Consider the following 13,071-nt stretch of genomic DNA (forward strand, 5'->3'; position numbering starts at 1 on the left):
ATCCATCTAACAGGCATAAGGCATTAAGCCTGTTAGGTTGTGGCCATGGAAAGTTCCCTGCCGGCGACGCGAGGCGTCGCCACACCCCGTGAGCGCTTCCGCTCCGGTCTCCACGTCGGATCAGGACTGGCAGCGGCCTCGTTCCTGCTCGCCACCAGCTTCGGCGCGCTGACACAGGCGCAGGGCTGGGGCACCCTCGCGCCGATCCTGTGCTCCGTGGTCGTCTTCTCCGGCTCGGCCCAGTTCGCCCTGGCGGCTGCCCTGGGCTCTGGTGGTGGCATAGCCTCCGCCGTCACCGCCGCGGCGCTGATCAACAGCCGGTTCCTTCCGATGGGCATGGCCGTCGCGGGTGACCTGCGCGGCGGCAGACTGCGCCGCGCCCTGGAAGGCCAGGCGGTGGTCGACGGCTCGTGGGCGGCGGCCCACCTCGGCGGCGGACGGTTCGACCGGTACGTGCTCTTCGGAGCGACCGTGGTCCAGTGGCCGGCCTGGGTCGCCGGAACCGCGCTGGGCGTCGTCATCGCCCCCGACCCGCGACTCCTGCACACGCTCGGGCTCGACGTCCTCACCCCCGCCCTGTTCGTGACGTTCCTCATCGACGAGCTCCGCAAAGAGCGGGCCAACCGGCTGCCCGCCCTGCTCGGCGCGGCCATCGCGGCGGGACTGGTCCTCTTCCTCCCCACCGGACCGGCCCTGGTCGGTGCGGCAGCCGCCGCCCTGATCGCCCTCGTCAGACCTGTCGCGCAGCCGGTCACCCGACCCGCTCCCGCCGGTACGCCCGCCAACTCCGCGACCGAGGTGGCCGGATGACTCTCTGGATCGCCATCGGTGCCGTCGCCCTGGTCAGCTTCGCCTTCAAAGCCATCGGGCCGGCCGTCCTGGGCGGCGGCCGTGAACTGCCCGTACGCGCACGGTCCGTGATCGCCCTCGTGGCCCCGGCGCTGCTCGCCGGCTTCATCGTGACGGCCGTCGCCGGCCCGGCCTGGAGCGGCCTCGACCCCACCCTGCTCGCCGGCCTCGCGACCGTGGTCGTCCTGCGCCACTACCGGGCGCCGATGCCGGTGGCGCTCCTGGGCGCGGTGGCCGTCACCGCACTCCTCCGGCTCTGGACCGCGTGACACGGCCGCGCACCGGCCGTACGCGGGACGCCGGCCCGGCGGGGATGTCCCGTCGGGCCGGCGTCGAGCGGGGTGACGTCAGCAGGCGTCGACCCAGTCGTGCGACGAGACGTTGTCGTTGACGAGCTGGCCCTGGCCCGCACCGGCACTGAAGAACCTCAGACCGGAGGCGCCGAGGTCGGGGAGGGAGTGGGACTGGTGGAGGCAGACCCAGGAGCCGGTCCAGTTCAGGCCGTAGAAGAGCCGCACGTCCTCGGCGCGTCCCGGGAATCCGTTGTTCCAGACGTCCGAGACCTTGTTGCGGCAACCGGCCCAGTTGGCGTTGTCCGCGTTCCACTTGCAGTGGGATCCGCCCGCGTGGGGGTGCTCCCAGGCGTAGAGGTAGTCGTCCGAGGCCGGAAGCGAGGCCGGAAGCCCTGCCGGGGCGACGGCCGCGGGGGCCGTCACGGACGGGGGTGCGGCGGCCTCGGGGACGGCGACCCCGGCGTCGGCCACCGGGGTGGTCAGCAGAGTGAGGGCTCCGACGGTGAGCGCGGTCGCGAGGGCACGCTTGATGCGCATGGTGTGTCTCCTTCTGAGGGGTGGTGGCCGTACCGCCGTTCGCGGCGCGGCCGTCGGGGCCGCCGTGCGCCAGGTGGCACGCGGCGGAGTCATGGGGGTGGGGTGGTCAGTCCCGGGGGCCGTCGCCGAGGATCCGTCGGGCCCGGGGCAGCGCGGCCGACCTGAGCCGCTCCCGCGCCTCGACGTCCGCGCGGTACTCGCGGTCCAGGACCCGGCCGTGGTGCGCGTCGAGGTCCCGGGCCGTGCGGGCAAGCCCCGATTCCCCGGCGCACCGGACCTCCGCCAGGGCCAGCGCCACCTCGGGGTCCTTGCCCAGGGGCTGTACGGGGGAGAGGGCGGCGGCCCGGGCGTCGGCCGGCGTCGCGAACGCGTGCCCGGCGCGCCGCATGCAGTCCCGCCACACGGCGAGCCGCTCCCGGTAGCCCGTGTCGGCCGTGACACGGCTCCGGCGGATCCGGACCAGCGCGTCGACGCGGGTCGAGGCACGGAACCAGGCGCCGAGGTCTCCGAACAGCCCGCGCTGGGCCTCCGCGACGCAGCCGTGATCGCTGCGCTGTACGGTTCCGCCGCCGGGGAGGGCGACGGTCAGCCCGTCGGGCGAGGTGCCGTTGGCCGCGGCCAGCGCCTCGGCCTTCCGATCCGCCGGGAGTGCGGCGAAGTAGGCGCGGTTCGGGTCGCTCGCGGTGCGGGCCGTCCGCTGCCGGCGCAGCTCGGAGCCGTAGCCGTGCCGCCGGGCCCGGTCCGCGTCGTCGAGGACGTACACGAAGGCAGTGGCCTCGGTGTCCTCGTCGAGCGGGAAGACGCGGTACGTGAATCCGTGCCGGCCCATGCAGTCGCGCAGCAGCCGTTGCTCGGCGTCGTGGAGGAGCCGGTCGTCCTCGGTGACGGCCCCCGGGGAGCCGGCTCGCACGGGAGGTGGCCGTTCGCCGGAGGCCGGTTCACCGAGGCCGGCGAGCAGGGTCGAGGCGAGGGCGATCGTGACGCCCGTGACCGCCGCGGTCATGGCGAGGGGGGAGTGGTGGGCATGGCTGCGCCGGGGCATGGGGGATCTCCTGCGGTGGTCGTGGACGAGCGGGGCGACGAGACCTGGGACCTGGGACCGACCCGGGGAGGTCTCCGGTGAGGGCCAGGAGGTGGCGTCGGAAGGCGTCGGTGTGGGTGCGGCCGAGTGAGGCGGCCACGGGGCTCCGCCGCACGGCGCGGGGTGCGCACCGGAGCGGGCCGTCCGGTCGGGGCGCCGCCGGTGAGCGGCGCCGCGGTCGGACAACCGAAGTCTGCGCCGGGCGGGAAGCGGCCCGCAAGCGTGTCCCGCCCGGTTCGGCGAAGTCGGGATCCCCACCCCGCTGACCTGCGGGGACTCTTCTGTCCCGGGACAGGGAGGACCCCGGGACACGGGTCGGGACCGGCGCAACGCGACGGCGGCAGTGTCGTTCTCGTGGTGTGCCCCGCGCACCGAGGCGCGGGAGGAACCGAGGGAGCGGATCAGTGGACCACCCGAACGATCGAAGGGGCGGACCTCCCCGCCACGCGGACGCGAGACGCCACCAGGCGCACGGGCAGACCGGCCGGGCACGGGGCCTGACCCACCGGACACGGGCCGCGTTCCGCCGGGGGTTCGTCGCGGCCATGGTGCTGGGCGCGGCCGCCTGGCTCGCCGCGCCGGCTCCCGCCCCCGGAGCCGCACCCTTCGCACTCGCCCCGGCCGTGGTCCAGGCCCCCGCGCCGGTGGCGCCCGTCCTCGACCAGGACTTCGCCGACCCGGACGTCGTGCGGGTGGGCCGGGTCTTCCACGCCTACGCCACCAACGCCCACGGCAGGAACATCCAGCACGCCACCTCCACCGACCTGGTCCACTGGACGGTCGACGGGACGGACGTGCTGCCCGAGGTCGGCGCGTGGGTCACGCTCGATCCCCCGGGCCATGTCTGGGCGCCGGAGGTCTTCGACAACGGCGACGGATTCACGCTCCACTACACGGCCCGCGACCGGGCCGGCGGCCGTCAGTGCATCGGCGTCGCGCTCGCGTCCTCGCCCGACGGCCCGTTCCGGCCGGTCGGCGACCGCCCGCTGGTCTGCCCGACCGAGCAGGGCGGGGCGATCGACGCGTCGAGCTACACCGAGAACGGCACCCGCCACCTCCTCTGGAAGAGCGACGGGAACTGCTGCCAGTTGGACACCTGGCTCCATCTCCAGCCCGTCTCGTGGGACGGCACCCGCGTCACCGGGGACCCGGTCCGGCTCATCAAGCAGGACGATCCCCACAGCTGGGAACAGGGCCTCGTCGAAGCGCCGACCCTGGTGAAGCGGGACGGCCGCTACGTCCTCCTGTACTCGGCCGGCGACTACCGCACCAACGCGTACGCGGCGGGCTGGGCGACGGCCGACACCCTCACCGGGCCGTACGTGAAGGGGAGCGGGCCGTTCATGACCACGGGGACCTTCGCGGGCGCGATCGGCGGACCGGGCGGTCAGGACGTCGTGACCGGCCCCGGCGGCCAGGACCGCATCCTCTTCCACGGCCGTGGCGCCGACGGCGTACGACGGGTGCTGTACGCCGCCGACCTCGGCTTCGCCGACGGCCGTCCGGTCGTACGCGGCAGCACGACGGGGTACGAGGCGGAGCTAGCCCGGGTGCACAAGGCGGCCGTCCGTGACGCGCGGAAGGCCTGGGGTGACCGGGCCGTCGGGCACATCGACGAACCCGACAGCTTCGTGGAGTTCCGGGTCTTCGCCGCCTCCCCGGGCCGCCACACCCTGGCCGTGCGCTACGGCAACGGCTCACTGGACGCCTCGGGCGCCCCGGCCGCCGCGTCGCACACCCTGACGGTCAACGGCACGGCCGCGGGCGACGTCGTCTACCCGTACACCCTGTGGGACGAGTGGGCGTCGACAGAGGTCCCGGTGGACCTGCGCGAGGGGTGGAACACCCTCCGCCTCACGAAGGGGGACCGCTACACCGAGCTGGACGCCGTGGAAGTGGCGTAGCCGCCGGTTTCCCGACTCGCCGCGTCAGGCCCACTTCTGACGTGCCGTCCCGTCGCACGGCGACATCCGCAGACCGCCCGCGCTGTCGGCCAGGCAGCGCCGGGCCGTCGTGCTCCTGATCTCGACGGCCGCGTCGTCCCCCGCGCCGACGGTCCACCGCTGGGAGGCGGACGGGCCGCAGGGCGTGGTGGACAGACCGCCGGGGAGATGGTCCAGGCACTCTCCCGTCGCGTGGTTCCTGAGCTGGGTGCCGCCGTCCTGCGTCGTGCGGACCGTCCAGCGCTGGTACGACATGCCGTTGCACGCGAAGGACCGGGTGCCCCTGTCGAGGCTGTCGTCGAGGCAGGCGCCCGTCGCACGGCTCACGAAGATCCTGGGGTCGTCCGGCCTCGCGGCGGACGCGCCCTGCGCACCGTGTGTGCTGTGCGGGGCCGTCGGGGTATCGACGCCGGATGCCGGGGAGCGCGGCTGGACGAGTGCGGTGCACACGGCTCCGATCACCAGGCCGATCACGGCTCCGGCGAGGGCCCAGACCGTGGGCCCGTTCCGCACCGACAGCCGCCGCCGCACGGGCCCGGGCAGGGCCGCCGCCGCCGCTCCGCCGCTCTCCTCGGGCGCGGACGCCGCTTCGGGCCCGGTGTCCTGGACCGGATCGCCCTGGACCAGCTCGCCCTGGGGCGGTTCGCTCGGCGGCGGGTCGTCCGGGACCGGCTTTCCGTCCCCCTGGACCGGTTCACCGCCCTGGACCTGCTGTCGCCTGACGGGCTTGCGCTGGCTCCGGTCGGCGGCCTCCCACAGATGCCGGTACTCGGAGGGGTCGCCGTCGAGCGCCTCGCACACGTCGCGCACCGTCCCCCACGGGGGAACGGTGATGCCGAGGAAGTACCGCGACAGCGACGAGTCGCTGATGCGCACGCTCGTCTCGAGGTCCCGCAGCGTGCGTCCGGAGCGCCGTTGGAGGTCGCGCAGCGCCCTGCCCAGCGCGCGGGCCGGTTCCTGGTCGTCAGGCCGGTCGGCAGCCATGATGGCGCCCTTCGCCGCAGGGACAAATGGTGTTCCAGCAGGTCAGAACCCTAGGGGGCGACAGATCTTGGGGGCAAACAGGACCACTCTCCCGAAGGACGCCGAGGCCGCCGGTTGACGTGGTGCCGGCCGCTGGCCGGCGGAGTACCGGCACACCCACCTTTTTGTGGGTACTTGTCGGGGGAGCGGCGCGGGGAGAACCTGGTGGTGGCCGAGGGAACGGAGACGGAAAGGAGACGGTCGAACGGTCAGGACGCGGCGCGCTCCTCGGCGAGCCGGTCCAGCCTGCGGTGGCCCCAGTCGGAGAGGGGCGCCAGCGCATCGGAGAGCTCGCGGCCGATGCCGGTCAGGGAGTAGACGGTCTTCGGCGGCACCACGTCATGCACCTCGCGGTGCACGAGCCCGTCCGACTCCATCTCCCGCAGGGCCTGGGTCAGCACCTTCTCGCTGATCGCCGGGATCCGCCGGCGCAGCTCACCGGGCCGGTGCGGGCCGGATTCGAGCATCCAGAGCAGCAGGGTCTTCCACTTGCCGTCGATCACGGCGACCGCGGCGGTCACGCCGCAGACCTCCGTGTCGTGGGCCCGGCCACGCGTCATCGTGCTCGTCCCTGTCCTCGTACCCCGGTCATGCCTTTCTTCTTACCTCATATACAAGGGAGTTCCTCCATGTCTTCTTCCCCGACCTCATCCGAGGTGCCGTCCGTCACGGTCATCGGACTCGGCCCCATGGGCCGTGCGCTGGCGGGTGCGTTCGTGGCCGCCGGGGTCCGCACCACCGTGTGGAACCGCACCCCGGGCCGGGACCGTGAGCTGGTCGCGCGGGGCGCGATCGGGGCGGCGACCGTCGAGGAAGCGGTCGGCGCGAGTCCGCTCAGCGTCGTCTGCCTGGTCAATTACGACGCGACGGACGCCGTACTCCGTCAGGTGGCCGTCACGGCCGCGCTGAAGGGCCGCACCCTGGTGAACCTCACCGCCGACACCCCGGACCGGGCCCGGGACACCGGCCGCTGGGCCGGCGACCACGGCATCCGGTATCTCGACGGCGCCATCATGACGCCCACCCCGACCATCGGGACGCCGCAGGCCGTGTTCCTGCACAGCGGCCCGGAGGAGGTCTACGCCGAACACCGGCCGGTGCTCGACGTCCTGGGCGGCACCCACACCCACCTCGGCGAGGACATCGCCCGGGCGGCGGCGTACGACATCGCGCTGCTCGACATCTTCTGGACGTCGATGGCGGGGTACGTCCACGCCGTCGCCCTGGCGGGGGCGGAGGGCGTCTCGCCGAGCGAACTGGCCCCGTTCGCCCAGGGCATCGGCACGATCCTGCCGCCGCTGTTCCAGGCGCTGGCCGAGGACCTGGAGAGCGGCTCCTACTCGGGCGAGGGCAATCCGCTGACGTCCGTGGTGTCGTCGATGGCGCACATCGTCCAGGCCTCCGAGGCCCATGGCATCGACGCGGGCGTGATGCGGGCGGCCGAGGGGCTCGCGCGCCGCACGGTGGGCCTGGGGCACGGCGCCGAGGGTTTCACCCGGATCGCCGAAGTCCTCACCCGTCGCTGAGAGTTCGGTGCTCGTCGGCAGGCTCCGGGTCCGCCGCCCCGAAGTATTCCTCGGGGGCGATCTCCCGGCCGTCCTCGGTACGGAGGCGGGTCAGGGCGAGGGCGTGGTTGCGGCCCGTGTGGGCGGCGGCTCCGGTGACGATGACGACGCCCTCGTCCTCGGTGTGGAGGACCAGGCCGGGCGTCCCCGCGTAGGTGTGGCGGGTGACCTCGGCCGCGAGGATCTCCAGTCGTCGGCCGTGGTGGTGGGTGTACGCGGCGGGGTAGGCACCCCGCCGGGCGTCGACGAACCGCGCGAGGGACTTCGCCGGCAGCGACCAGTCGATCCGGCCGTCCTCGGCGGAGTGGGTCCGGACGGAGGGGCCGGTGCCCTGCCCCCGGTGGTGGGTGCCGCTCGGGGCTTCGTGCACCACGCCGGCCGGTGCCGGTTCGAGATGGCGGTGCACGCGCCGTAACAGGGAGCCCAGTTGGTCGCGTTCCGCCGGGCTGAGCGGGGCGAGGATGTCGTCGTCCGCCGACGCGATGTCCGCGCTGAGCTCGGCCAGCGCGGTCCTGCCCTCGGCGGTCAGGGCGACCACGACGCGGCGCCGGTCGGCGGTGTCCCGGACGCAGTCGACGTGTCCGGCCCTCTCCAGATCGTTGACGATCTTCACGAGGTCGCTGGCGTTCATGTCGAGGCGCGCTGCCAGGGCCGTCTTCATCTGCGGGCCGAGGTCGCCGAGGAGCGCCATAACGGTGAGGTGCCACAGGCGGAGCCCCCGTGCGGCCAGCCTGTCGGTCAGGCGGCGGCGCGCGGCCTTGCCGATCGCGGTCAGGAGGTACGCGTGGAGGTCGAGGACGCTCGGTGGCGTCATGCGCGTCGGCGCCGCCGGGGCGGGTGGGGTGAGCGCAGGGGCGGTGGCCGGTGTCGCCGGTGCCTCGCCAGGGAGTGCGACGAGTGTCAGGCCTGCGCCGGAGAGCGCCGCGAGCACCCGCCCCCAGTCGGTCGGCGCGTTCGAGATGCCGACGAAGGCGAACCGCACGCCCTCCGGGCCGTGTTCCGTTCCCGGGACGACCGGCTGCTCCATCAACTCTTCCTTAGGTGAGGCGAACCTAATATGTATCCACTGATGTGCCCCGGGACCGTCCGGGGCACATCAGGGCTATGCGGTGGCCGTGCGCAGCTCCAGGGTGCAGCACTTGACGCTGCCGCCGGCCTTGAGGAGCTCCGAGAGGTCCACGCCGATGGGGTTGAAGCCCCGGGCGCGCAACTGCTCGGTCAGACCGGTGGCGTTGTGCGGCAGCACCACGTTGAGGCCGTCCGACGTCGCGTTGAGTCCGAAGACCGCCGCGTCCTCGGCCGTGGCGATGAGGGCATCGGGGAACAGACGCCGCAGCACGGCGAGGCTGCCCGGCGAGAAGGCCGCCGGGTAGTACGCGATCGTCTGCTCGTCGAGCACCGTCAGCGCGGTGTCGAGGTGGTAGTACTGCGGGTCCACGAGCGTCAGCCCGATGACGGGGCGGCCGAAGAACTCCTGGGCCTCGTCGTGCGAGCGCGGGTCGCTGCGGAAGCCCGTACCGGCGAGCAGCCACTCACCGGTCAACAGGTAGTCCCCCTCGCCCTCGTTGACGACGTGGGCGGTGCGGAGGTCGGGGAATCCGTTGTCGCGCAGCCAGTCGTGATAGGCGGGGCCCTCCGCTATGCGCTCGGCGTCGCGGAACCTCGCCACGAGCGCCCGGCCGTCGATCACCGTCGCGCCGTTGGCGGCGAAGACCATGTCGGGGAGGCCGGGGACGGGGTCGATCGTGTCGACGGTGTGCCCGAGGCTCAGGTAGACCTCGCGCAGCTTCTCCCACTGGGTGATGGCCAGTTGGGTGTCGACGGGCTTCGCCGGGTCCATCCAGGGGTTGATGGAGTAGACCACGTCGAAATGGGTGGGCCGGCACATGAGGTAGTGCCGAGGCCGTGCGGTACGCATGGTGAGGGTCCTCGTGGTCAGGGGCGGCTGGTGAGATAGCCGCCCATGGAAGTGAAGTACTCGGACGCGGGGAGCTCGAGGCCGTCATCGGTCCGTACGCGGGTGACGGCGAGGCCGTGGTTGCGTCCGGTGCGCGCGTCGGCTCCGGCGACGATGACGACGCCGTCGCCCTCGCGGTAGAAGATCCGGCCAGGAGTGCCACCGTACCGGCCAGTGGAGACCACGGCGGAGACGATTTCCAGCCGCCTGCCCCGGTGGAACGCGAAGGAGGCCGGATACGGGTCGGACTGGGCGCGGACCAGGCGCTCAAGGGCCTCGGCGGGCCAGCTCCAGTCGATCCGGATGTCCTCTTCGGCCCGCTTGTGGAAGAAACTGGCCTGTGACCGATTCTGCTTGGTGAACTCGGTCTGCCCGGAGGCGATCAGGCCGAGGGCGCCGATCGTGACCGGGGCGATGAGGTCCACCGTTTTGTGGAAGAGGTCCGTCGCCGTGTCGGCCGGCTCGACGGCGACCGCGTCCTGCCGGACGATGTCGCCGGCGTCGAGCACCTCGTCCATCATGTGGGCGGTGACGCCCACTTCCGGTTCGCCGTTGATCAGCGCCCAGATCAGGGGCGAGAAGCCGGCGTACTTCGGCAGCAGCGAATCGTGGATGTTCAGCGTGCCGTGGCGCGGCAGGGTGTAGATGCGCGGCGGGATCCACGTACGCCAGTTGTTGGCCACGATGATGTCCGGATCGGCTTCCTTGAGCCGCTCGAACAGCTCCTCGTCGTCGGGCCGGTTGCGGATGACGACGGGGACGCCGTGCTCCGCCGCCAGATCGGCGACCGAGTCGCTCCAGATCTTCTCGTAGGCGTGCTCGCTCTTGGGGTGTGTCACGACCAACACCACGTCGTGCTCGGAGTCCAGGAGCGCTTGCAGGGTGCGATGGCCCCAGGTCTGATAACCGAACATGACGACCCGCATGGGCTTCCTCCCAGGAAGAGCGATTGATCGACGCTCAGTAAAGCAAGGCTTACCTAACATGACAACTAGGCCATGTTTCAAGGTTGTTCACGGCCCATGTTTCGTCATCGATCGCCGCAGCCCGTCGACAGGCAGCGCCAGATCAGGTTAGCTTTACCTAAGTTCTGCTCGGGTCGCCCTCTCCGGTGTGCCCCGAAGCCCTGTTCCAAGCCACGCCCCCCACAGGCGGCACGCACGATGGGAGTGACATGTCTCAGGTTCTTCCTGGTGACACACCTCTGGTCCACGACCTCATTGGAATCGGCTTCGGGCCGTCCAACGTGGCCATGGCGCTGGCGCTCAGCGAGCACAACGCCCGCGTCGGCAGGGAGGAGGCGGTGACCGCGCACTTCTTCGAGCGGCAGCCGTGCTTCGGCTGGCACCGCGGCATGCTGATCGACGACGCGACCATGCAGGTGTCCTTCCTCAAGGACCTCGTGACGCTGCGGAACCCGTCCAGCGAGTACAGCTTCCTCTGCTACCTGCAGAGCAAGGGCCGGCTGATCGACTTCGTCAACCACAAGAACCTCTTCCCGCTGCGCGTGGAGTTCCACGACTACTTCGAGTGGGCGGCGGCGAAGGTCGACGACATGGTCTCGTACGGCCACGAGATCATCGCCGTCGAACCCGTCGTCCAGGACGGCGTCGTGGAGTACCTGGAGGTCACCGCCCGCGCCGGCACGGAGCTCGTCGTCCACCGCGCCCGCAACCTCGTCCTCGGCACCGGACTGCGCCCCCGCATGCCGGAGGGCATCGAGCGGAGCGAACGGGTCTGGCACAACTCCGACCTGCTGGCCAAGGTGGACAGCCTGGAGGGCGCCGCCCCCGAGCGGTTCGTCGTCGTGGGCGCCGGGCAGAGCGCCGCCGAGAACGTGGCCTACCTGCACCGCCGGTTCCCCGACGCCGAGATCTGCGCCGTCTTCTCCCGCTACGGCTACAGTCCCGCCGACGACAGCGCCTTCGCCAACCGCATCTTCGACCCCGAAGCGGTCGACGAGTACTTCACCGCGCCCGACGACATCAAGCGCAAGCTGATGGAGTACCACGGCAACACCAACTACTCCGTGGTGGACATCGACCTCATCGACGATCTCTACCGGCAGTCGTACCAGGAGAAGGTCCTCGGCACCGAGCGGCTGCGCTTCCTGAACATCTCCCGGCTCGTCGGCGTCGAGGACGGTCCGGACGGGGCCCGCGCCCACGTCAGGTCCCTGGTCAGCGGCGAGGAGACCACGCTCGACGCCGACGTGGTCGTGCTCGCCACCGGCTACAGCCCCGCCGACCCGCTCGGCCTCCTGGGCGACGTCGCCCAGCGCTGCCACCGCGACGAGCAGGGCCGCATCCGCGTCGAACGCGACTACCGCGTCGCCACCGACCCCGAACTGCGGTGCGGCATCTACCTCCAGGGCGGTACGGAACACACTCACGGCATCACGTCGTCGCTGCTCTCCAACACCGCGATCAGGGTCGGGGAGATCCTCGACTCGGTCGTCGGCCACCGCCCGGCCTCCGCCCCGTCCCCGGCCACCGCCACGCCCCTGGCCACCGTCGCCGTCCCCGCCCCTGCCTCCGCCTCCGGTGAGGGCCGGCCGGTCGTCGACGGTGTGGGTACGGCCCGCTGACGCGGGTCCGCACACCCTCCCGCCCGTACCACTCCGCGACCCCCCCCCACGTACGACCCGCCACACTCCCCGCCGGGCAGCGTTCCCGTGTCCGGCGGACGTGGCACGCATGGAAGATCCCCCTGAAAGGAACGTCTGTGTCCACTGGTGCACGTCCCGCCCTCGCGCGGTTCGCCAGATCCGCTCCCCGTGTAGCCGTCCTCGCGGTGGCGGCGCTCGCACTCGCCGCCTGTGGGGGCGGGACGGAGAAGTCCGGCTCGACCTCCTCGCCTTCCGGCTCGACCTCCTCGCCTTCCGGCTCGGCTTCGGCGGACGGAGCGGCCAAGCCCGCCGCGTTCCCCGTCACCGTCGCTCACAAGTACGGCAGCACGACGATCGACAAGGAGCCGAAGACGATCGTCACGCTCGGCCTCTCCGACCAGGACGCGGTGCTCGCGCTCGGCATCAAGCCGGCCGGCTCGGTCGACTGGTTCAAGGAGCAGCCGTACGGCAAGTGGCCGTGGACGAAGGACAAGTGGGGCTCCACGAAGCCGGCGATCGTCGGCGAGCGCGACGAGTACAACATCGAGAAGATCGCCGCGCTGAAGCCGGACCTGGTCATCGCCCAGTACTCGGGGATGAAGAAGGAGCAGTACGACACGCTCTCCAAGTTCACCAAGGTCGTCGCCCAGCCCAAGGAGCACCCCGACTACGGCGCTCCGTGGCAGGTCATGACCCGCCAGATCGGCAAGGCGCTCGGCAAGGACGCCGAGACCGAGAAGCTGATCACGGACATCGACACCCGCTTCAAGGCCGTCCGTGAGAAGAACCCCGAGTTCGCGACGAAGACGCTGGCCGTCGCCGACTCCTTCGAGGCCGGCAAGTACTCGGCGTTCACCAAGACCGACCCCAAGGCGATCTTCTTCTCCGAGCTCGGCTTCAAGCTGAAGCCGGAGATCGACGGCCTGGCCAAGCCGGGCTGGAACGTCGCCGAACTCAGCGCCGAGAAGCTGAACATCCTCGACGTCGACCGGCTGGTCTGGGTCACCTCCAGCACCGAGGCCAACGACCGCATCAAGGCCGAGCCGCTCTACAAGAAGCTGAAGGTCAACCAGGAGAAGCGCGACCTGTTCGTGCCCTACCAGGACCCGGACATCGGCGCCGCGTTCTCCTTCAACACCGTTCTGTCGATCCCGTACGCCATCGACGAGATCACGCCGCTGCTCGCGGCCGTCAAGTGACGACGCACCGCTGCCC

The 13,071-nt window shown here is 71.7% G+C and carries 13 protein-coding genes; 6 read left to right on the forward strand and 7 right to left on the reverse strand.

The features are described 5' to 3' along the window. Nucleotides 1-45: 45 nt before the first annotated feature. Together OG357_RS35660 and OG357_RS35665 are read left to right on the forward strand one after the other, a co-directional pair. Nucleotides 46-810, forward strand: a complete 765-nt coding sequence (locus tag OG357_RS35660) for an AzlC family ABC transporter permease (protein WP_329625039.1) — start codon at nt 46-48, stop codon at nt 808-810. Next, entirely contained in the window at nt 807-1,118 is a 312-nt protein-coding gene (locus OG357_RS35665) for an AzlD domain-containing protein (protein WP_329625040.1), read from the forward strand. Before OG357_RS35660 ends, OG357_RS35665 begins: the two co-directional genes overlap by 4 nt. A 78-nt stretch (nt 1,119-1,196) precedes the next feature. On the opposite strand, the gene OG357_RS35670 is transcribed toward OG357_RS35665, so the two are convergent. Next, nucleotides 1,197-1,679, reverse strand: a complete 483-nt coding sequence (locus tag OG357_RS35670; RefSeq protein WP_329625041.1) for a peptidase inhibitor family I36 protein — start codon at nt 1,677-1,679, stop codon at nt 1,197-1,199. A gap of 106 nt (nt 1,680-1,785) precedes the next feature. Then, on the reverse strand, nt 1,786-2,721 hold the full coding sequence (locus OG357_RS35675; RefSeq protein ID WP_329625042.1) for a hypothetical protein: 936 nt from the start codon (nt 2,719-2,721) through the stop codon (nt 1,786-1,788). A gap of 443 nt (nt 2,722-3,164) precedes the next feature. Between OG357_RS35675 and OG357_RS35680 the strand changes: the two genes are divergently transcribed. Then, on the forward strand, nt 3,165-4,664 hold the full coding sequence (locus OG357_RS35680; protein WP_329625043.1) for a family 43 glycosylhydrolase: 1,500 nt from the start codon (nt 3,165-3,167) through the stop codon (nt 4,662-4,664). Nucleotides 4,665-4,688: 24 nt separating this feature from the next. Here the strand turns inward: OG357_RS35680 and OG357_RS35685 are convergent, their stop codons facing one another. Then, nucleotides 4,689-5,687: a helix-turn-helix domain-containing protein gene (locus tag OG357_RS35685; RefSeq protein WP_329625044.1), complete on the reverse strand. Its 999-nt coding sequence runs from the start codon at nt 5,685-5,687 to the stop codon at nt 4,689-4,691. A 248-nt stretch (nt 5,688-5,935) separates the two neighbouring features. Next, nucleotides 5,936-6,286, reverse strand: coding sequence for a winged helix-turn-helix transcriptional regulator (locus OG357_RS35690; RefSeq protein ID WP_329625045.1), 351 nt, complete (start codon nt 6,284-6,286; stop codon nt 5,936-5,938). A gap of 69 nt (nt 6,287-6,355) precedes the next feature. Between OG357_RS35690 and OG357_RS35695 the strand changes: the two genes are divergently transcribed. Beyond that, on the forward strand, nt 6,356-7,252 hold the full coding sequence (locus OG357_RS35695) for an NAD(P)-dependent oxidoreductase (protein ID WP_329625046.1): 897 nt from the start codon (nt 6,356-6,358) through the stop codon (nt 7,250-7,252). Here OG357_RS35695 and OG357_RS35700 read toward each other — a convergent pair. The 3 genes from OG357_RS35700 to OG357_RS35710 all read right to left on the reverse strand — a co-directional run bounded on the left by OG357_RS35700 (nt 7,239) and on the right by OG357_RS35710 (nt 10,174). Next, nucleotides 7,239-8,318: a winged helix DNA-binding protein gene (locus OG357_RS35700; protein WP_329625047.1), complete on the reverse strand. Its 1,080-nt coding sequence runs from the start codon at nt 8,316-8,318 to the stop codon at nt 7,239-7,241. The genes OG357_RS35695 and OG357_RS35700 overlap by 14 nt on opposite strands. A 75-nt stretch (nt 8,319-8,393) precedes the next feature. Further along, a complete protein-coding gene (ddaH, locus tag OG357_RS35705; protein ID WP_329625048.1) occupies nt 8,394-9,209 on the reverse strand; it encodes a dimethylargininase in 816 nt (271 codons plus the stop codon). A 17-nt stretch (nt 9,210-9,226) separates the two neighbouring features. Further along, nucleotides 9,227-10,174 (reverse strand): methionyl-tRNA formyltransferase, encoded by a 948-nt coding sequence (locus OG357_RS35710; protein WP_329625049.1) that lies wholly within the window; start codon nt 10,172-10,174, stop codon nt 9,227-9,229. Between the two features lie 248 nt (nt 10,175-10,422). On the opposite strand from OG357_RS35710, the gene OG357_RS35715 reads away from it, so the two are divergent. Then, nucleotides 10,423-11,835, forward strand: a complete 1,413-nt coding sequence (locus tag OG357_RS35715) for a lysine N(6)-hydroxylase/L-ornithine N(5)-oxygenase family protein (RefSeq protein WP_329625050.1) — start codon at nt 10,423-10,425, stop codon at nt 11,833-11,835. Between the two features lie 137 nt (nt 11,836-11,972). After that, on the forward strand, nt 11,973-13,055 hold the full coding sequence (locus OG357_RS35720) for an iron-siderophore ABC transporter substrate-binding protein (protein ID WP_329625051.1): 1,083 nt from the start codon (nt 11,973-11,975) through the stop codon (nt 13,053-13,055). Nucleotides 13,056-13,071 lie beyond the last annotated feature (16 nt).

The sequence above is a fragment of the Streptomyces sp. NBC_01255 genome (assembly GCF_036226445.1).
In the GTDB taxonomy this organism is placed as follows: domain Bacteria; phylum Actinomycetota; class Actinomycetes; order Streptomycetales; family Streptomycetaceae; genus Streptomyces.